We start from the raw sequence: 21148 nt of genomic DNA, 5'->3' as shown, positions 1-21148 counted from the left end.
TTATTTTTCAAAAAGACATTAGACTTCAAAACAATGTGCAATCGATTGCATTTTTAATTTCTTTACTATAAATTTGCACCAATCAATAAATTACAAAACCCTTAATTTACATTTATGAAATACTTTTTCTATTTAAGTTTGATCCTGTCGGTAATTTCCTGCAATCACTATAAAATGGATTATTCTAAATTGATAGATAATCTATCTGCTCAGCTAAACGTATTAATTGAAAGCACACATGATCCTGTAAAAGTGCCCCGATCCTGGAATGAAGAAAATGGCTATAAGATGATAAACAAAGGAGATTGGTGTAGTGGATTTCCAGCTGGCTCTTACTGGTACATGTATGACTTGACGGGTGATGAAAGATGGAAAAATGTTGCAATTGACAATACGGAGAAATTGGATGGTATTCAAAATTTAAGAACAACACATGATCTCGGATTCATGGTATATTGCAGCTACGGGAATGCGTATCGTCATACTCAAATTGATGCATATAAAGATATTATTATTCAGGCATCAGAAAGTTTAATTAGCCGGTTTGACTCAACTGTTGGTTGTATCAAATCATGGGATCATGGGAAATGGCAATTCCCGGTAATTATTGATAATATGATGAATCTCGAAATGTTATTTCGGGCATCAGAAATCACCGGTGATTCCAAATACAAAGAGCTCGCCATCACCCATGCCAATACAACTTTAAAAAATCACTTTCGTGAAGATATGAGTTCCTACCATGTGGTAAGCTACGATACGATTACCGGCAATCCTGAAGTTAAACAAACACACCAGGGATATGCGGATGAATCAGCCTGGGCACGCGGTCAATCATGGGGATTATACGGCTACACCCTGTGCTATCGGTTTGCAAAAGATCCAAAGTACCTGGAAACTGCAAAAAAAATAGCTGATTTTATTATTCCGAATTTACCAGCTGATAAAATTCCATATTGGGACTATAATGCACCTAATATCCCTGATGAAGAAAGAGATGCATCAGCAGGCGCATTAATTGCCTCTGCGTTCTACGAATTAGGAGCTTACGTTGACAATAGCGAAAAATACTTTTCAATTGCTGATGAAATTGTCAACAGCTTGTCGTCTGAAAAGTATCTGGCAAAGATTGGTAGTAATGGTGGCTTCCTATTGATGCATTCTGTTGGCCACAAACCAGGAAACTCAGAAATTAACGTACCACTTAATTACGCTGATTATTATTATCTTGAAGCATTAAACAGACAAAAACAATTAAAAAACAGATAGTATGAGTATTAAATTTGAAGAACGTTATGCGTATCATCCTGAAGACTTTAAAAAGTATGATACTGAAAAAATACGAAAAGAGTTTCTGGTTGAAAAAGTGATGGAAGATGACTCGATCAACCTGGTGTATTCTCATATCGATCGATATATTGTTGGAGGAGCAGTTCCCGCAACCAAAGCTTTGTCCCTCGATGCTGTTGATGCGCTAAAAGCAAATTATTTTTGTGAACGACGCGAGGTTGGTATTATCAATGTTGGAAGAACCGGAACTGTTGAAGTAGATGGTAAAGAATATATTTTAGCATTTAAAGATGCCTTGTATATTGGAAAAGGAAGCAAACAGGTAGTTTTCAAATCTGAAAGCACAGAAGCTCCTGCACATTTCTATATCAATTCGGCTCCTGCCCATAAAGAATATCCAACCAAACAGGTAACACTAAAAGATGCAAACGTCTTGCATTTAGGGTCACTAAAATCATCCAATGAAAGAGACATTAATCAGTTACTGATCAATACAGTTGTTGAAACCTGTCAATTACAAATGGGAATGACCGAGTTGAAGGAAGGAAGCGTTTGGAACACCATGCCAGCGCATACACACAGCCGCAGAAACGAAGTTTACTTCTATTTTGATGTTCCAGAAGGACAAGCTGTTTGTCATTTCATGGGGCAGCCCAAGGAAACCCGCCATATTTGGATGCAGAATGAACAGGCAGTAATCTCGCCAACCTGGTCTATTCACTCAGCTGCAGGTACCAGCAACTATATTTTCATTTGGGGAATGGCTGGTGAAAACCTTGATTATACCGACATGGATGTTATACAACCGAATGAATTAAGATAATTCAATTCTATAAATCATGGAAAGACGCAGCCTCTTTAAATATTTTTCATTGCTGGGGATAATGCCTTTTGCGAAAAGCTTGAAAGCGAATGATCTTTTCTCAGAAACAGATTTACCCAACCGAAAATACTGGGTGAAAGTGCTAACAGAAATTGCATCACCGCTATTGGAAGCTTTAAGCAAAGGAGAGCTTAAGCAAAAAATGCCTGTCGAGTGTAAAGAGGGGCGTCTGGCCGATCGTAAAAAAGTAACCTATTTGGAAGCCTTTGGCCGCTTAATGGCAGGAATGGCACCATGGTTAGAGTTAGGGCCAGATTCATCCGAAGAGGGAAAGCAACGTGAACATTTCATCAGATTGGCGCAACGAAGCATGAAAATTGCAGTGGATCCAAAATCACCAGATTTTATGAATTTCACTGAAGGCGGACAACCGTTAGTTGATGCCGCATTTTTGGCGCATGCAATTCTTCGCGCTCCGGATACTTTGTGGCACCAGTTAGATTCTGTAGCGAAATCAAATTTGGTTGAAGCCATGAAAAGTAGCCGGGTAATTGTTCCCCCTTACAATAATTGGTTGCTTTTTAGCGCAATGGTTGAGGCATTTCTGCTATTTGCAGGTGAAGAATGGGATGGCATGCGTGTTGACCTTGCAGTAAAGAAACACATGGAGTGGTATGTCGGAGACGGTATATATGGCGATGGACCACAGTTTCATTGGGATTATTACAATAGCTATGTGATTCAACCAATGCTGCTTGATGTTCTGAAGGAAGCAAACAGACATAGCGACAGGTACAAAGAAACCTATCAAATTGTATTGAAAAGAGCTAAACGCTATGCAGAGATACAAGAAAAACTGATTTCTCCGGAAGGAACATTTCCCGCAATTGGAAGATCACTCCCCTATCGCTTTGGAGCTTTTCAACATTTATCGCAAATGGCATTGCAACATTATTTACCGGAGAGTTTACAACCAGCTCAAGTCAGATGCGCTTTGTCTGCAGTAATCAAAAATATGTACGAAGCAGAAGGAGTTTTTGATAAAAATGGATGGCTACAAATTGGTTTTTACGGACATCAGCCAGACATTGCTGAAGGATATATCTCAACTGGAAGCCTTTATTTATGCAGTGTTGGATTATTAGCACTTGGACTACCACCGAACGATCCATTCTGGATTGATCCAGCTACCAAATGGACATCGCAAAAAATATGGTCTGGGGAAAATTTCCCAGCCGATCATGCTATTAAAGATTAAAATAAAAAAATAAACAACTGATATAAATGAATGATTTATTTGATTTAAAAGGGAAAGTTGCCCTAATCACAGGAGGAACACACGGTATCGGAATGGCAATTGGTAAAGTTTTGGGGAATGCAGGTGCCAAAATTTGTGTGAATGATTTGTCACAAGACAAACTTGATTCCTGCAAAAAAGAATATGCAAAATTTGGCATTAATGTGTTTACCGTCGTTTTTGATGTAACCAACGAAGAGGATGTTGACAAAGGGATCTCAGCTATTGAAAAAGAAGTTGGTGCCATTGATATTCTTGTCAATAATGCAGGAATTATCAAGCGTATCCCAATTCTGGATATGGCAGTTGCTGACTACAAACAAGTGATCGATGTTGATTTGGTAGCTCCTCTGATTGTTGCAAAAAGAGTCGCCCCAAAGATGATAGAAAAAAGAAGTGGGAAAATTATCAACATGTGCTCAATGATGAGTGTCTACGGAAGAAATTCCGTTTCTGCGTATGCATCTGCAAAAGGTGGGTTGAAACTTTTGACAGCCAACATGTGCTGCGAATGGGCAAAATACAATTTACAAATTAATGGTATCGGTCCAGGTTATATTGCTACGTCACAAACAGCTCCTATCCGTGAAGGTGGGCATCCATTTAATGATTTGGTGATGATGAGAACTCCTGCCGGACGTTGGGGAGAACCTGAAGATGTTGGTAATGCTGCACTCTTTTTGGCATCACAAGCAAGCAACTTCGTAAATGGACATGTGCTTTATGTTGATGGTGGAATATTAGCCAATTTTGGCTATGTGAAAGGTGAAAACGATATACCAGAGTAATATGAAAAAGTTGTATTTCTTATTCATCACAGTAACTCTTTTTGCAGCGCAATCCTGTCAAAAAGATCCTGTATTGGTTCTGGAAAATCCGTTGGGCATTGATCGGGTGGATGAAACAATTGTTCTGGATCGTGCACAAGTGGAAAGCATGACTGGCACGATCGCCGAGGGTTTGGCTCCAGTATTGAAAAATGCTGATAAACTAGTCCCTTCACAAGCTGATGATATGGATGGTGATGGCAATTGGGATGAGTTGGCATTTACGGTTGATTTAAAAGCAAATGAAACTGTTGGGTTGACCCTGGAACTTATATCTATCGATGTTTATCCTGCCTTTAAAAAACGGACGAACCTTCGATTGGGAATGCCTGCTGGTGATGAAAAATGGAAGGAAGTTGATCACGCTGTCGCCCCAGTTGGGCTGGCTGGTTTTCCAACCATCCCACAAGGCGAAGGAGTAACCTGGGAAAATGACAAATTTGGATTCCGCATCTATTTTGACTGCAGAAGCGCCAAAGACCTTTTCGGCAAACTACAACCTGTAATGATTGCCGATAAAGTGCACACTCCAGAAATGGGTAGCTATCATGAACTGGCAGATTGGGGAATGGATGTATTACACTGTGGAAGTTCCCTTGGTGCAGGAGGACTGGCTATGCTTGAAAATGATTCGCTTTATCGTTTAGGTTCGACTGATATTTTTGAATACCAGAAAATTATTGAAGGCCCTGTTCGCTCGGTTTTTGATCTGAAATATGAAGGATGGAATGTTACAGGCAAAAAGCTGAATGCTGTTGAACGGATCAGCATTTATCCGGGAAAGTATTGGTTTGAGTCGGATGTAACTGTTTCTGGATTTGAGGGTGAAAAACAATTGGTAACCGGAATCGTGACCAGCATGCTAAAAAACAAACCCTACCAGTTTAATGCAAATGATGACTATCAGGCAATTGCAACGCTTGACAAACAATCGCTAAATAATGATGAACTTGGAATGGCTGTAATGCTTCCTGCTGCTGAAACTACTAAAATTGGCCAAACAACTAATATCGACTTCTATTCGCTAGGTTATCAAACCGTTCCTGAAAAGAATTTTAGTCAGGTGATTTCTCAAACCTACTACGTTGCACAAAGAGTGAAGAATGATGTTCCAGCTCAGCATTTCTTTTTTGCAGTTTGGGGATTGGAAAATTCAAAATGGAATGAGATTGACAATTTTAAAGAATACATGGCAAATGAAGCTGATAAAATTAGTAATCCGGTGGTTATCAATATCAATTAAGAAGCTTTGATTTATAGAAAGCAATATATTATGAAGAAAGGCTGTCAGTTTGATGACAGCCTTTCTTTTTTAAAGCGCCTATCTTGATCGTATCTCCCTTCTCATAAACGTGTGGTAAGCAATTGCAAAAAACACAATGGTGGCAGCAATCAATGCTGTTGCCTGTGGCCAAACCAACATCAGACTTTGATCCAATGACAATGGGCTTGGAATAGCACCACTCATTTGTTCCATCGTCAACGGTCCCAAACTCCTCACCGACGGCACCAACAAAGTAGAAGTGGTATCCGAAAAAAGTTGACTGGGATTCAGTCGCATAATATTCTGAACCAGTCGTTCAAAACCAATAATGGTTGATTCGTGTGAATAAGGTGACGGAGCAATCCCTTTAGCGATTAGACTAACAGTCATGTTAAAAAAAATGGTGAAAAACAGCCAAATCGAGATTCCGGCTAAAGCTGATGTAGCAGCCTGGCGAAACTTTACAGAAAACAAAACAGATAAGTTCAACCAAAAAGCAACATAGATGATGCTGATTACTGCAAAAGCCATAATTCGCAAAAATTCTTCGGCAGTTGGCGGTATACCAATAAAAATAAGGCCAAAGCCCAGCACCATAAAACTCAAGGCAAAAAACAAAACACTTAATACAATCAGCGCAGCAACGAATTTTGCATTTAGCACATAATCGCGATAAATGGGTTGCGCTAATAAACGGCTAAGTGTGCCTTTGTTTTGTTCAGAGTTAATACTATCAAAGCCAAGGCTGATGCCAAGCAAGGGCCCCAAAAAGCTGATAAAAACAATAAACGAAGGCAATGTTCCATCCGAAATAGTAAACAGTTTCAGGAAAAAGAAACTATCATCTCCCGTATTGCTATGAACAACCTCTGAAAAATTGGTGAGTGCTGTGTAAAGTGAGCCCATACAGGTTAGTAAAATTAGCCCAACCATCAGGACAAAACGCCAGCTTCTTACCGTATCGGCTATTTCTTTATTTACAATGACCCAAAATGGGTTTAACGTTTTAATATCTACTGTACTTTCCATTACAAACCTCCTTCAAAATATCGGTTATAAATAGCGTCAAGGCCGTATTCTTTTTTATTCAGATAATGCAATTCCAACCCGTTTTCCATGATCTTCCTGGCAATGGATGATGAAATATCCGTTTCACATTCAATACGAAAAAGCTCATTCTCTTTTGATACAGATTCAATACCCGAAACAGGTTCAAATATTCTCTCCAAATTTTCTACTGTAACCGGATTATCCGGCTCTCTCCTGTTTTCGGCAATTCCCAGTTCAATCAAATACCGCCCTTTAGTAAAAAGCTGTTCGGATAACGAATCGATATTTCCTTCGGCAAGTAGCTTCCCTTCGACAAAAATTCCGACACGATCGCAGACCTGTTGCACCTGGTGAAGATTGTTGGATGAAAAAAGAATACTCACCCCATGCTCATCACGAAGTTCCGCAATCAAACTTAGAAACTCCTGAATTCCCTTAGGGTCTATTCCAGAAGTTGGTTCATCCAGAATGATCACTTCTGGACTTTTTATCAAAACATCTGCCAATCCCAACCGTTGACGCATACCTTTTGAGTACTTGCCAGTCTTTTTGTCTTTCTGATTAGTAAGCCCAACACGTTCGAGTAAACCTTCCGCCTTTTCCAAAGCATCCTCAATGGCTATTCCGTTTAAACGAGCTGTAAATACCAGGTTTTCAAGACCAGTCCTGTCATCGTAAAAGCCAACGTCCTCGGGCAAATACCCCACCTTCTTCTTCACTTTGATGGGATGGGTTGTTGAATTGATACCACAGACTTCAACATTTCCCGTAGTTGGTTCGCTCAAACCCAACATCATTAGGATAGTAGTTGACTTTCCTGCGCCGTTTGGACCAAGCAAACCAAAAATCTCGCCTTTCTGAACAGTCAGGTTTAAGCCATCAACAGCTGTAAAATCGCCATATTTTTTTGTCAGTTTTGTAAGTTGAATAATTGGATCAGCCATGGCTTACCTCCTTCCATACTTTTTGAACAAAAACGCAACTCCTCCAATAGCACCAATAATAATCAGAATCCCCAACCATCCCATCAATATTGGTGTTTTAACCATGATGCGGAAAGAAACAGAAGAACTTGCTTCAGGCGTTTTTGCGGTTATATTAGATACATAGTCACCAGGAATAGCCTTTTTATCAGCTTTGATAGTTGCGTAAACCGTTTCGGTCTTTCCCGGCTCCAGGTCTTCTATCTTCTTTGGATCGAAAGTAACTTCCCAATTTTTGGGTTTACCAGCTGAAAGCGTAACATTTTTTAGAATTGCAGAACCGCTATTGAAAACATTCAACTCCACTTTTTTCTCACCTCCAGCAGTAATTTTTGCACTCAACAATCCGGTGGGAGTATTTAAATCGATTTCGTAGGTACCGGTAATAACCACTTCCAATTCAGTCCCTGCCGAAGTTGAGCCGGAAACCGCTTTCACAGGAATTTTATAGGTACCTGCTTTTACTGAAGCCGGAGCTTTTATCTCATAGGTAATATCTTTTGTGCCATTTGCTTCAACCTCTGTTGACGTTGCCTGCTGATAGGCTGGTTTTATTGCAACACTCCAGCCTCGTGGCGCCTCTGCCATCAGAGCATATTGTTGCTTGCTCATGGTTCGGTTTTTCAATACAGCTTTAAAATTGAAACTCGATTTGGAAGTTCCTTCCATATTTTTCTGGTCACAGGTAAGTTCAGACTCGTTAGATCCTCCGGTTGAAACATTAATTGTTACCGGAAGCTTAACGACATCGCCTGCCTTAATGTAGAAAGTATAATTTCCTTTTCGAACCTGATAAGGTACATCAACTTTTAATGTCAGGGTTTTCTTTTGACCGGACAGCACGGCAAGTTTATCAACATCATAACCACCAGCAGTGAGTGTATAATTCCACGAGCGGGGAATGTTGCTAACCGAAATAAACTCATTGCTAGTTTGGCTTCCGTTATTAATTAAATCAACAGAATAACTCACCGATTTTCCTGGTGACACGGATATCTTCGTGTAGGGGGTGTAAAGCTCCAAACCATCTTTATTCTGGGCATTAACTGATTGAAAAAGCGAGGCAATACACAATACTGCCAACATAAACCTAATGTGAAATTTCATACGTTTCATAAGAATCCTTCATTTTATGGTTATACTTCGATAATTATTGTTTCACAAATAATTTCCTATGTAAACTATTCAATAAATTCTAGTACCTGTACACTATTTTATTGCACAGATTTTCTGATCAACAAAATTGAAAATGAAAAAATGTAATGGATCTACGATTGCAAAACGGCATAAGGTGGAGGCAAATCGTATAATAACGCAAATATGGATTGGTGAATTGAAAAATTGAAACTACCACTATACCTTTGCTTATTTTTTTCAGCTGACAAATAAGAACCCGGCACGTTCTCAGCTTCAACATCCATACTAACATCACTGGTTTCATCCAAGTCTGCAGTAATAGCCAATGGTTCTATCATCGGTAAGCTATGAGCAGTCTCAACAGACAACAGGTTCAAGTGATTTTGTTCTAAAAATTGACTGGATCTGCTTCCCAAACCAAGTAGGGAAACTATTCCAACAAATAAAACGAAAACACTTGAAATTCTTAAACAATACCCTGCCATTTGTCTGTGCAGTCCCCGAAGGAGAGAAATACCTTCGAAATAAAACTTGCCATCAGAAGTCAAAATCACGTTAATTGGCAGTTTTTTAAAGTTCTTCCTATTAAGCATCGAATTCAACTTATTTTTGTTCTAATAATTAGTTTTTCGAAAGAACGAAATTAAAAAATCCTGCAATGTATGAATATTCGCAAACGCACTTTTAACACTATTTAAGAGATTTGACAATTTTTAACCATCTACCTAGTAGATTTGTGTTTCCGCCTTTTTAAGAAGATAAAAAACCCAGAAAATGCTCGTTACCCCTTACTTTGTTCTCAAACGAAATAAAGTTTAATCATCCATTTTTTGTAGATTCACAAAAAAAAGGAATAATAACTGGGATGGAGGATATCGTAAAACTCTGTTACATCATTTTACTAGTTCTGGCATATGGTGTTTCGAACGGACAGACAATTAATTATATTGAAAAGCCAGAGGAATCGAAAATTGATGTCATGATTGACAACAACTTATTTACCTCCTATCTATATGCTCCAAGTATTATTAAACCGATTCTTTGGCCTGTTATCTCAGAGCAAGGAAATCATCTAACACGTTCGTTCCCATGGGATTCAAAATCAGGTGAAAGAGTGGATCATCCAACACATACCGGCACCTGGCTAAATTATGGAAATGTAAATGGAGTTGATTTCTGGAATAATTCCAATTCAATTCCCTCACAATACAGAGAACAATTAGGTCGAATAAAACATAGAGAAATAAAGAATATTTACTCAGAAAAAAGTTCTGCAAAGCTGATTGTAAACTCTCAGTGGATTTCAGAAAACGGGATACCAATGCTAGATGAAGAAACTACTTACACTTTTAAAGTAGATGACAATTACCGAATAATTGATCGTACGACAAAGTTAACCAACCTATTGGATACCGTGGTTTTTAATGATGACAACGACGGGTTATTCGCAATTCGTGTTTGCAGGGAGTTGGAACTTCCGGAACAGGGAATTCAGGAACTGACCAACATAAATGGTGGAATCATAAAAATGAAAGTTGGCAAAAATCAACCTGCAAATGGCAATTACCTGAGTAGCGAAGGTATTTCTGGAACGGATGTCTGGGGCACACGTGCCCGGTGGATGAAACTTTTCGGTAAGGTGAATAATGAAAAAATCACCTTGGCCATTATTGATCATCCTGACAATTTAGGCTACCCAACTTATTGGAATGCACGCCCATATGGACTATTTGCAGCTAATCCATTTGGCCAGAGAATATTCAACGAAGGAAAAAATGAATTGAATTTTTCGATGCTAAAAGGAGAATCAATTACCTTTAACTATCGATTTGTGGTTATCTCTGGAGAATATGCAAGCAATGATGAAATCGACAAATTGACTTTAGATTTTGAAAAACAAACTTTAAACTAAAACATGGCGTTAAATTATATCTGGATTTTTTTCTTCCTAATTGCCTTTGTTGTAGGTCTAATCAAGCTAATCATTTTTGGTGACACTGAAATTTTTCCAGCGATTGTTGGTTCTACTTTTGATATGGCCAAAACAGGTTTCGAAATTTCCCTGGGATTAACTGGTGTACTTACGCTATGGATGGGAATCATGAAAATTGGAGAAGAAGGTGGAGTCGTACATGTATTTTCTAAATTTATTGGACCATTTTTTCGCAAACTCTTTCCGGAATTAGGCAAAGAACATCCTGCACATGCTTCCATAATGATGAATATTGCGGCAAATATGCTTAACCTGGATAATGCAGCAACACCCATGGGACTAAAAGCCATGAAAGAAATGCAGGAAACGAATCCAAATAAAAAGGTTGCGTCCAATGCACAAATCATGTTTTTGGTTTTAAATACATCAGGCTTAACTGTTTTACCAATTAGTATCATGGTTTATCGTGCCCAGCTGGGAGCTGTTAATCCAAGCGATATATTTATTCCTATTATGCTGGCAACCTACTTTTCAACGCTAGCGGGGTTACTTGCTGTTTCCTATTATCAAAAAATAAACTTACTCGACAAAACAATACTCTCCTATCTCGGCGGACTAACTGCATTTATTGCCGGATTAATCTGGTATTTTTCGTCGCTAAGTCAGGATGAAATTACGACAGTATCCAATGTCTCAAGTAACTTGATTCTTTTTACTGTAATAATCCTGTTTATTCTTTTGGGAATGCGAAAGCGCATAAATATCTACGAAGCGTTTATTGAAGGAGCCAAAGATGGGTTTAAAGTTGCAATAAAAATTATTCCCTATTTGATCGCAATATTAGTTGCCATTGGTGTTTTCAGAGCGTCGGGTGCAATGGATTGGTTTATTCAGGGAGTTGCCTGGTGTTTTCAACAAGTTGGTATTAATACAGACTTTATTGCTGCTCTTCCCACCGCATTAATGAAACCCCTTAGTGGTAGCGGTGCCAGAGGAATGATGGTAGATGCAATGTCAACCTATGGAGCAGACTCATTTGTTGGAAAAGTTGCCAGTACGGTACAGGGAGCCACAGATACGACTTTTTATATTCTGGCTGTTTACTTTGGTGCTGTGGGAATTAAAAAAACAAGACATGCCCTCGCCTGTGGGCTTATTGCTGACTTCACCGGTATTATTGCAGCAATTCTAATGGGCTATTTGTTCTTTCACTAATAGTCAATGGATAATTATCAAGTACAATGATCAATTATAAAAAACTGAATTTATACGTCCTGTTTCAATCTCTTAACCAATAATACGAAGCTGAAAATATCCAGTATTTGAAATCTAGAAACTAAAAGCTAATGGCTATCAACTAAAAGCTTCCTAGTTCATCGCGTCGTAAACAATCACCTTTTCCCATAAATCGCCATATTCTTCAACAAATTTAAGGTGGGTTGGATGAACTTGGTAGTCATCCTGGTCGGCTTTACTATCGAACACTGCCATATATGAATAAGTAAATGAATCATCCACCACATCACGGGGAGATTCAACGGCTTTACCAACATGACTTATTTTAATTTGCGGAACTGTGATCAATATATTGACACCTTCCTCGAACCGCTTGCAATCGGCTTCATTTTCCGGATTCTTCAACCAAAAAAATACGTGATGGATAAAACCATGTTCCATATCTATTTTAAGATTTGTTGCATCTACTTTTTTCGACATAAATGACAGGCTTACGAATCCGGCACCTGCAACTAGTTTTTTAAAAAAGTTTCGTCTGTTTTTCATCCTGTATACTTTTCATTGTAGTTATAGAACATCCACTACTTGTTTTAGCTTAACCAGCTTGGTCAGCAGATTTTTCAAATAATCAAGCTTCAACATGTTTGCACCATCAGATTTTGCATTGGCAGGATCTGGATGAGTTTCGATGAAAATACCATCAATACCAACAGCGATACCAGCACGGGCAATGGTTTCGATTAATTCAGGTTTGCCGCCTGTAACACCCGATGTTTGGTTGGGCTGCTGCAAAGAATGAGTGATATCCAGAATCACAGGACAGTCGTTTTCCTTCATTTCAGGAATTCCACGATAATCAACCACCAGGTCCTGATAGCCGAACGTAGTTCCGCGTTCAGTCAGCATCACTTGGTCATTTCCACTCTCGCGAACTTTGTCCACCGCAAACTTCATGGAGCCTGCCGACAGGAACTGACCTTTTTTAATATTGATTACCTTTCCGGTTTTTGCCGCAGCAACCAATAAATCAGTTTGTCGACACAAAAAAGCAGGAATCTGCAACACATCAACATATTGAGCAGCCAAAGCTGCTTCTTCAGCCGAGTGAATATCGGTAACCGTTGGAATGTCAAACTTCTCCCCTACAGCTTTTAAAATGCCAAGCGCTTTCTCATCACCAATTCCAGTGAACGAGTCAAGCCTGGAGCGATTTGCCTTTCGATACGAGCCCTTAAAAACAAAAGGAATTTGTAACTCATCACAAATAGCTTTAATAGTTTCAGCGATTTCAAAAACGATTTCTTCGCCCTCTATGACACATGGTCCAGCCAATAACAAAAAGTTCTGACCGCTATATTTTAATTTTGGAATCATTTGCTATGTTTTTTTGCGAAGATACAAATTAGCCTACTATTTTTAGATTTGAATCCTGTTTTTGTTATACCTTTTGAACTATATTCCATCAAATTAAGTATTAGTAAATAAAAAAGGAAGAACCGATGTCAATGCTAATTTTATATTTGTTTCTCGCTCTTGGTGTTTCATTTTTGTGTTCGATACTCGAAGCTGTCATTCTTTCGATACCGCTCCCCTACATACATAGTCATATCAAAACTGGATCGAACTCAGCCCTTAAATTACGAAAGCTTAAAAACAATATCGACCAGCCATTGTCTGCCATTTTATCGCTGAATACCATTGCTCATACCATTGGAGCGGCAGGGGTTGGAGCGCAGGCAGTCGCTATTTTTGGAAACCAGTGGTTTGGGATTATTTCAGCTATTCTAACCTTACTTATCCTGTTCATTTCTGAAATTATTCCGAAAACCATTGGAGCCACTTTCTGGCGTGAATTATCAAAGCCAACGGCGTATATTCTGGATGTAATCATTGTTCTGATGTATCCACTGGTTGTCGTTTCGGGATTGCTTACCCGGTTATTTTCGCGGGAAAAGAATCCGCAAATTTTAAGCAGGGAAGAAATTGCAGTACTAACTGATTTGGGAGCAGAAGAAGGAGTATTTAATGAAAATGAACGAAAAATCATTAATAATACATTGCTCACTCAATCATTAAAAGTGAAGGAGATCATGACTCCCAGAACCGTTTTAGCAACAGCACCCGAAACCATGAAACTGGTGGACTTCTTTAGTCGAAAAGAGTTTTTTGCCTATTCTCGAATCCCCGTCTATCAAGAGAGTATTGATGAAATAACCGGCTATATTCTCAAGTACCAGCTGATGGAAAAGTTACTGGACAACCAGGGAAAGATTGAACTGAAAGAAATTAAGAGAGAAATTATTACCTGCTACGAAAGCTTTACCGTTTCCCAATTATTCAATCTGTTAATCGAGAAAAACGAACACATTGCGCTGGTTTTAAACGAATATGGATCGACCGAGGGAATTGTGACCATGGAAGATATTATTGAAACCATCCTGGGAAGAGAAATCATTGATGAGCGCGATGACAAGATTGACATGCAGCTTCATGCCCGTGAAAAGTGGCGAATCCGATCCCAGACCCTAAAAAATCGGTTCCTTGATTTACGCAACTCCAAAAAGAAAAAGTAGGGTGAATGATTTGTAGTTTTTTTGTCATCTCAAGTTCTACAGGGCAAAATTCATAAATAAAAGCCACCATTCACTTTTGGCTACAACGAAGTCAGATTTGGTTACACCAGAAAATGAAATACTTAAGACATTTGTGCTGTAAACAATTAAATATTTAAAAAATGGAAACAGTATTGATTACAGGAGCAAATAAAGGAATTGGTTTTGAAGTAGCAAAGCAATTAGCAAAAGGTGGCTATTTCACAAGGGAAATTTTCACAAACATACATTGCACCAATTTTCATCAAGGCAGGCTTTGTACAAACGTACAAGCCTCCACTTTTAGCATGGACACCATTTGTACAAACGTACATTGCTCGTCTTTTTGACAGGCAATGATTATACAAACATACATTGCCCAATTTTTCACATGAACGAGCTTTATACGAACGTACACGACTCCAATTGTCGAGTTTCTATACTTGTACGTTTGTACGCGTTGCTAATGAATAACAATCTTTTGTTTAAATAAACTTTTCTGTTTCCTGTATGATTTTGTTAACTTGTGGTAGTTTTAATATAAACCCAAACACACAAAATCATGACACAAGCTCTCCCTGAAAATACTTCATTAAATAATACGTTACCACACATTTTGAATGAAGAATAAAATACTACATATCGTTCCCTTATTTCTGTTGCCAATTTGGATTAATGCGCAACCTACGACTATTAGTCAGAACGAGAATTTTGCATATGCCATGAAAGATATATTAGAACTTTATTCTCCTCAGGAATTTAAGAATGAAAAAGTATATAGAATCTGGTTTGACGACTTTCAGGTAATTGAACTTGTAACAACAGAAAATTCGCTGGTTAATGGAACTCTAGTTAATTACGTGACTAAAGTTGTTCGAAACGGCAAGAAAAATAAAATCATTAGTCAAAAATTAAAAATCCCAGAAAACACGACAAAAAGTCTCTTTGAGAAATTCAAAAACCAGAATATTGAAACACTTCCAGATTCTAGAGATATTGATGGTTACGTGTTTGGCTGCGATGGAAACTCTGTCACGTTCGAGATAAAAACGACAAATGTAAATCGGACTTATTTTTATTGGGAGCCAGAGAATAATAACTATCAAGATTCAACCAATATCAATATAATTGCTGTACGGCAAATATTGAATGCGGTAAATGGAGAAATGAATTGTTCAAGATTATTTAGAAATTTTACTGCGAGCTTGGGAGTTGGCGAATATCATTATGGTATGATAATATTAAAAGTAAAATAAAAAACGTGTGGTAACAATGACATTTCACAATAAAATGTGTTTCAATCCCTCCCAACGCTGCCACTACACTTCCATACAATTGCTTTTTCCCCTTTCAGAGTATGGATACCAACTACGCAAACTATTGAACCGAATTAGTTGATTTTTACTAAATTGCATAGATGTTAAAAACAAAGCTAAATAAACCAAACCCGACTTCTAAATTAATCGTTAGAAAGGAACTAATTGATAAGCTGGATAATGGTAAAGAAAAGAAATTAACGTTAATTTCAGCACCTGCAGGCTACGGTAAAAGCACTGCGATAAGTCAATGGATTGACCATAATTGTTTGCAATACTTGTGGTATTACCTTGACAAATCAGACAATGATATAACTAATTTCTTACTATATACGGTTACAGGTATTCAGTCGGTTTATAACAACATTGGAACAGAAGCTTTAAAACTGCTGGAATCCAATGGCAATCCTACTTTTGAAACCATTGCCTCGCATATTATCAACGATCTGTACGAGATACAGGAGCATTTCTACATCGTATTCGACGACTATCATTTAATTGAAAACCAGCAAATCAACCAACTTATTTCTTTTCTGCTTCAAAATTTACCCGACAATATTCATATAGTACTTATTACCCGTTCAGATCCTTCAATCCCATTGGCACGCTTAAGAAGTCAGCAGTTGGTTTCAGATATACGCTTATCCGATTTATGTTTTAATGCAAACAACATCTATGATTTTTTTAAAAAGAGTTTAGATATCAATTTGACTATTGAAGATGCCCAAAATCTGGAATCAAAAACAGAAGGATGGATTGCAGGGCTTCAACTAACTGCTTTATCCTTGCAAGGCAAAGAGGATGTTAGTGAATATGTTAAAAAACTCAAAGGTGATGATCGGCATATAGTGGATTATCTGATTGAGGAAGTTCTTCAACAACAATCCCCAGAGCTAAGGGAGTTTCTTTTATGTACCTCTATATTGAACCAGTTTAATGCATCTCTTTGCAATCATGTGCTTAACATTACTAATGGACAAGAAATAATTGAACTTTTTGAAAAAAATAACATGTTCATTATTCCCTTAGACAATGAAAGGAACTGGTTCCGTTACCATCATCTGTTTGCCAGTTTGCTTCAGCATCGGCTTAAAGTACAATTAAAGGATAGAATCCCCGAACTTCATGCCAGTGCCAGCTTATGGTTTGAAAATAATGATCAACTCGTTTTTGCCCTGGAGCATGCACTTGCTGCCGGAAATAAAAACAAGGCATTAAATCATTTTGCCGATGTTATTGATCAACTGTGGAAAACTTCACAATATCAAACGATACTCCGATTTGGAGGAATGTTTACGCACGAGGAGCTAATTAAAAATGTAAATCTTTGTTTAAACTATTTTTGGATTCTGTTTCAGTCGGGATACATCGAGCAGGCAGCACGTTTGATATATCTGCTACAAAACCACACCACCAACAAGGCCGAATTAGCAATGGTCCATGTCTGTATCAATAATCTGAAAGTACTAACCGGCGATATTGAATCTGTATATACCTATTCTGAATTAGAACTCAGGCATATTAAGGAAGATGTTGATTATTGGAATATACTTGCTTATCTGTCTCTGGGAGAAATTCATCGTCTTAGATTTGAGTTAACCAAAAGTTATCAGTCTTTTGATCAGGCAGCAACGAGAGCTACAACGCCCCAACTTATCTATTTTGAAATGGTAAACCGGATCAGATCTTCTTTTGTATTATGGACTTTGGGAGATTTTTCCGGGGCTTATACGGAAAGTAAGGATTTGCTGGACAAATTGAATGCAACTGGCCCAAATAATAGTTTTAGTACGGATCTCTTATCTTCAATCTTGTACTGTAAGGTTGGTAATTTTCTGATACATATCAATCAAATTGAAGAAGGGCTTCAAAAAAGCGTTCGTGGCTACGATTTGTCAAAAAAATCAACGAACCAACTTTTTATTACAAGTTGTACCTATCTGCTCGCAGAAGCTTATTATTTGGCAGGAGATTATAACAAGGCAATTAACATTGTGGAAGAACTGGATGCCATACCTTACAAACAGGTTGCGAAATACCTAAGTGAACTGGCGGATTCGTTAAAGTGCAAATTGTACCTTATGACGAATAAACAAGATAAACTTAAACACCTGTTTGAAAAAGATATTGTAGCAGATAAAAACCATGCCTTCGAATACATTCTGTATACTATTAGCAGGGCACGGTATCAAATTGTAGAAGGGAAAATCCTTGATGCTATAAATATGCTAAAGCAAGTTGCAGAAGAGCTAAAGGCTGAGAAGGGCTATGGATTACTTTCCGAGGTTGAGATTCTTCAGGCGAAAGCTCATTCCCTGATTCATCAGGAGGATGAAGCTATCAATTATCTGCTGCAAGCAATTCTTCGAACTCAAAGTGCAGGCTTGATTCGAATGTATATGATTGAAGGTTCGGAAATAGAAACCTTGCTAAAACAGATCAAACAATTGGCAAGCACCAAAGCAGATCCCCAGTTCAATAAATTAGATGTAGAGTATATAAACAGACTGTTGCGCGTTTTTGAGAAAGGGAAAAAGGTGCCTGCCTTTACTTCAGACCAATCATTGAGCATGCGTGAGCTGGACACATTAAAACTTATTGCTGAAAACCTGACAAACCAGGAAATTGCTGAGGCTAATTATGTTTCAATTAATACAGTTAAAACTCATGTTAGAAATATCCTGCTAAAACTTGAGGCAAAAAACAGAACTGAAGCTGTCTCAATAGCGAAAGAAAAAGGGCTGTTACACTAAAACAAAAGTCCACTATTTCGCAAATTCATCCTTCCAAATCATCCTCAGGGATGATTTTTTTTTGCCCACTCCTCCCGTACTTTGACTAAGAAATTTTAATCAAAAATTAAATTGAAATGAAAGTAGAAAAATTAGAAATGTACGGCAAGGCTTTAGAAATGCCTAAAGAAGCTGAAAAAAAACAAATGAAAATAGTATTCAAACTATTAAGAAAAGAGTTCGGGATCTTTGGAATTCCCGGTCTGGTATTAAGTATGAAAAAACACTCCAAAAGAATAACCAGAGAATATCCTGATGTTATTAAAAAGGCAAGAAGTGTAGATGAAATTTGGGTAACCCAATTAACCATAATGGGTTCTCTTTTTTCTGCTATAGCAGATAGAAGAGGTAGAGAAAATGCCCAGGAGTTTATGATTAACCTGATAAGAAATATGGGCCCAATTTCAATACCTGCAATATATCAGGTAAATGACCTGGTAAATTGCGAAGGAGACGTTTTTGATAATTATAAAAAAATGAACAAGGCATTGTTTACTACAACCAACCGGTTAGGAACCTGGAAACATGATGGATTCCATGAAACTGAAGATTTACTTGAATTCAAAGTGACTACATGTCTTAACATTGATTTATTTGGAGCAATAGATTGCCCTGAACTGAATGTCTTGGGATGTGAACATGATTTAGCGGGATATCCTTTGATTGAGGAGGCAACAAATAGTGAATTTAGAAGACATTGCACACTTGCAAAAGGAGGTGATTGTTGTCACTTTAAATTTTACAGAAAAGGAACTGCTCCGGTTAAGGAATTTGAAAACAAATAAACAATACATACCATGAAAATCAATAAAAAAATATTACTCGCCGGAGCAACCGGTTATTTGGGCAAATACATTGCTCATGAATTGTGCAGGCAAAAATACAATGCCAAAATAGTTGTCAGAAATCCACATAAAATTTCTTTAAACTCCAAATATGCAGAAAGCATAATTGCAGAGGTAACCGAACCAAATTCACTTACTGGTTTAATGAACGATGTCGATACAGTAATCAGTACAGTTGGCATTACCAAACAGAAAGATGGCCTCACGTACATGGATGTAGATTACCTGGGGAATCTGAACCTTCTGAATGAAGCAAAGAAAGCAGGGGTTAAGAAATTCATTTATGTTTCAGCATTTAATGCGGATAAGCTCACCAATCTTAAGATGTGCCATGCAAAAGAATTATTTGTTCAAGAACTTAAAAAAAGTGGATTGGATTATTGCGTTATCCGCCCAAATGGCTTTTTCTCCGACATGGCCGAGTTTCTGAAAATGACAAAAAAAGGAAAAGCAGAACTGTTTGGTGATGGAAATTATAGGATGAACCCCATTCATGGTGCAGACCTTGCAGAAGTTTGTGTTAATGCAATCAATACTAATGAAAAGACAATTGAAGTTGGTGGCCCTGAAGTTTTAACACATAATGAAATGGTTGAAATAGCTTTCAGTACCCTTAATAAAAAAGTTAAAGTAAGTTATATGCCGGAATGGATGCGCAAATCGATGCTCTGGCTTGCAAGAAGCTTTTCATCGTCCAAAAAATATGGTCCAATGGAATTTTTCTTTACCGTACTTTCAATGGATATGGTAGCTCCGAAATATGGTACACATACTCTCGGAGCTTATTTCGAAGAACATAAAAATAAATAAACCAATGAAGTTATTAAGCTTGATTTCAACAGTGCTTTTTCAAATATTCAAATGGACATTTTATGGTCTCTACCTATGGATTCTAATTTCCTTTAATCTCAGATACAATTCTATAATAATTTAAAACATACAACAAAGTGAAGATTTCATACTATTCATACAACGCATTTCTCATCGAATGGGGTGATAAGAAGATTGCCATTGATCCTGGGGCACTGTTTGCTTACTGGTTCAGTTTTGCTCCCTTAATTCCAAAAGAAGAATGGAAAGATATCACACACATATTTGTGACACACGGTGATCCTGACCATTATTGGCATGCCGACCGGGTTGCAAAAGTTTCTGGCGCACCGATAATTTTTAATCAAACAATGGTAAGGGAGGTGGATGGAAAATCCTTAATGCTTGGGCCGAGAAGCAAAGGAATGGCATTCGACACACCTGTTTCAAACTATCACCCTCTTTTCGTTGATGAAACCATTGAGCTGGAAGGAATGAAGATAAAAGGAGTAAAAACTACGCATGGCCCTTTAACTGTTAAAATAGGCCCTTTCAAAAAAACAGAAGCCCCAAAGAAAAACGTACGTGTTGGTTGGGGTTCACTTGGATTTAAAATTACATATAAAGGAAAAACCATTGTTAATCTGGGAGATTCATTACTTGAAGCAGAGGAATGGAAAAAAATAAAGAATCCTGATGTTTTAATGATACCCATTGGTGGTGGACAGGCAGATAATACCATGGATGAGCATGAAGCCCTGGAAGCTATTAAAATTATTCAACCAAAACAGGTTATTCCGATGCACTACGACTTACCCCTGCTTTTCACCAAGCACTATGCTTCTGTAGATGAAGCACTATTTAAAAGGGAAATTGAGAAATTGGGAATAGATTGTAAGATTCTGAAAAAAGGGCAATCTGTAAATATTATTTAGTACATATTTTTAAAATAAA

The 21148-nt window shown here is 37.8% G+C and carries 20 protein-coding genes; 14 read left to right on the top strand and 6 right to left on the bottom strand.

What is annotated here, in order from left to right:
• Nucleotides 1–114: 114 nt before the first annotated feature.
• Genes ACUNWD_RS15055 through ACUNWD_RS15035 form a run of 5 tightly spaced genes read left to right on the top strand, consistent with a single transcriptional unit; the run spans nt 115 to nt 5480 of the window.
• Entirely contained in the window at nt 115–1269 is a 1155-nt protein-coding gene (locus tag ACUNWD_RS15055; protein ID WP_445588657.1) for a glycoside hydrolase family 88 protein, read from the top strand.
• Nucleotide 1270: 1 nt separating this feature from the next.
• On the top strand, nt 1271–2113 hold the full coding sequence (gene kduI, locus ACUNWD_RS15050) for a 5-dehydro-4-deoxy-D-glucuronate isomerase (RefSeq protein WP_445588656.1): 843 nt from the start codon (nt 1271–1273) through the stop codon (nt 2111–2113).
• A 16-nt stretch (nt 2114–2129) separates the two neighbouring features.
• The gene (locus tag ACUNWD_RS15045; protein ID WP_445588655.1) at nt 2130–3371 is read left to right on the top strand and encodes a DUF2264 domain-containing protein; all 1242 of its coding nucleotides are present in this window, start codon (nt 2130–2132) and stop codon (nt 3369–3371) included.
• 26 nt (nt 3372–3397) lie between these two features.
• Nucleotides 3398–4198: a gluconate 5-dehydrogenase gene (locus ACUNWD_RS15040; RefSeq protein ID WP_445588654.1), complete on the top strand. Its 801-nt coding sequence runs from the start codon at nt 3398–3400 to the stop codon at nt 4196–4198.
• Between the two features lies 1 nt (nt 4199).
• Nucleotides 4200–5480: a DUF4861 domain-containing protein gene (locus ACUNWD_RS15035; protein ID WP_445588653.1), complete on the top strand. Its 1281-nt coding sequence runs from the start codon at nt 4200–4202 to the stop codon at nt 5478–5480.
• A 78-nt stretch (nt 5481–5558) separates the two neighbouring features.
• Here ACUNWD_RS15035 and ACUNWD_RS15030 read toward each other — a convergent pair whose 3' ends face one another.
• The 4 genes from ACUNWD_RS15030 to ACUNWD_RS15015 form a co-directional block, all read right to left on the bottom strand.
• Nucleotides 5559–6530 carry an ABC transporter permease gene (locus ACUNWD_RS15030; protein ID WP_445588652.1) on the bottom strand — a complete coding sequence of 324 codons (972 nt, stop codon included), beginning with the start codon at nt 6528–6530 and terminating at the stop codon, nt 5559–5561.
• The gene (locus ACUNWD_RS15025) at nt 6530–7495 is read right to left on the bottom strand and encodes an ABC transporter ATP-binding protein (RefSeq protein WP_445588651.1); all 966 of its coding nucleotides are present in this window, start codon (nt 7493–7495) and stop codon (nt 6530–6532) included. The genes ACUNWD_RS15030 and ACUNWD_RS15025 overlap by 1 nt, the downstream gene beginning before the upstream one ends.
• A gap of 3 nt (nt 7496–7498) precedes the next feature.
• Nucleotides 7499–8650 carry a COG1470 family protein gene (locus ACUNWD_RS15020; RefSeq protein WP_445588650.1) on the bottom strand — a complete coding sequence of 384 codons (1152 nt, stop codon included), beginning with the start codon at nt 8648–8650 and terminating at the stop codon, nt 7499–7501.
• Nucleotides 8651–8802: 152 nt separating this feature from the next.
• Complete coding sequence (locus ACUNWD_RS15015; RefSeq protein ID WP_445588649.1) at nt 8803–9264, bottom strand: hypothetical protein; 462 nt, start codon at nt 9262–9264, stop codon at nt 8803–8805.
• A 272-nt stretch (nt 9265–9536) separates the two neighbouring features.
• On the opposite strand from ACUNWD_RS15015, the gene ACUNWD_RS15010 reads away from it, so the two are divergent.
• Both ACUNWD_RS15010 and ACUNWD_RS15005 read left to right on the top strand, forming a co-directional pair.
• Nucleotides 9537–10583, top strand: coding sequence for a DUF6807 domain-containing protein (locus ACUNWD_RS15010; protein ID WP_445588648.1), 1047 nt, complete (start codon nt 9537–9539; stop codon nt 10581–10583).
• 3 nt (nt 10584–10586) lie between these two features.
• A complete protein-coding gene (locus ACUNWD_RS15005) occupies nt 10587–11819 on the top strand; it encodes a nucleoside recognition domain-containing protein (protein WP_445588647.1) in 1233 nt (410 codons plus the stop codon).
• 153 nt (nt 11820–11972) lie between these two features.
• On the opposite strand, the gene ACUNWD_RS15000 is transcribed toward ACUNWD_RS15005, so the two are convergent.
• Both ACUNWD_RS15000 and kdsA read right to left on the bottom strand, forming a co-directional pair.
• Entirely contained in the window at nt 11973–12386 is a 414-nt protein-coding gene (locus tag ACUNWD_RS15000) for a Dabb family protein (RefSeq protein WP_445588646.1), read from the bottom strand.
• 21 nt (nt 12387–12407) lie between these two features.
• Nucleotides 12408–13214 carry a 3-deoxy-8-phosphooctulonate synthase gene (kdsA, locus tag ACUNWD_RS14995; RefSeq protein WP_445588645.1) on the bottom strand — a complete coding sequence of 269 codons (807 nt, stop codon included), beginning with the start codon at nt 13212–13214 and terminating at the stop codon, nt 12408–12410.
• Between the two features lie 125 nt (nt 13215–13339).
• Here kdsA and ACUNWD_RS14990 point away from each other — a divergent pair, with 125 nt between their 5' ends.
• The 7 genes from ACUNWD_RS14990 to ACUNWD_RS14960 all read left to right on the top strand — a co-directional run bounded on the left by ACUNWD_RS14990 (nt 13340) and on the right by ACUNWD_RS14960 (nt 21129).
• Nucleotides 13340–14413, top strand: coding sequence for a CNNM domain-containing protein (locus ACUNWD_RS14990; RefSeq protein ID WP_445588644.1), 1074 nt, complete (start codon nt 13340–13342; stop codon nt 14411–14413).
• Nucleotides 14414–14574: 161 nt separating this feature from the next.
• Entirely contained in the window at nt 14575–14781 is a 207-nt protein-coding gene (locus ACUNWD_RS14985; protein ID WP_445588643.1) for a hypothetical protein, read from the top strand.
• A 270-nt stretch (nt 14782–15051) separates the two neighbouring features.
• Entirely contained in the window at nt 15052–15687 is a 636-nt protein-coding gene (locus tag ACUNWD_RS14980) for a hypothetical protein (RefSeq protein ID WP_445588642.1), read from the top strand.
• A gap of 161 nt (nt 15688–15848) precedes the next feature.
• Entirely contained in the window at nt 15849–18500 is a 2652-nt protein-coding gene (locus tag ACUNWD_RS14975) for a LuxR C-terminal-related transcriptional regulator (protein WP_445588641.1), read from the top strand.
• Between the two features lie 116 nt (nt 18501–18616).
• Nucleotides 18617–19324: an L-2-amino-thiazoline-4-carboxylic acid hydrolase gene (locus ACUNWD_RS14970; protein ID WP_445588640.1), complete on the top strand. Its 708-nt coding sequence runs from the start codon at nt 18617–18619 to the stop codon at nt 19322–19324.
• Nucleotides 19325–19336: 12 nt separating this feature from the next.
• A complete protein-coding gene (locus ACUNWD_RS14965) occupies nt 19337–20194 on the top strand; it encodes an SDR family oxidoreductase (protein WP_445588639.1) in 858 nt (285 codons plus the stop codon).
• A 137-nt stretch (nt 20195–20331) separates the two neighbouring features.
• Entirely contained in the window at nt 20332–21129 is a 798-nt protein-coding gene (locus tag ACUNWD_RS14960) for an MBL fold metallo-hydrolase (protein WP_445588638.1), read from the top strand.
• Nucleotides 21130–21148: the final 19 nt, after the last annotated feature.

Source organism: Sunxiuqinia sp. A32 (genome assembly GCF_052690465.1).
The sequence above is the reverse complement of the archived record's forward strand: the minus strand, read 5'-3'. Positions and strand labels throughout refer to the sequence as shown.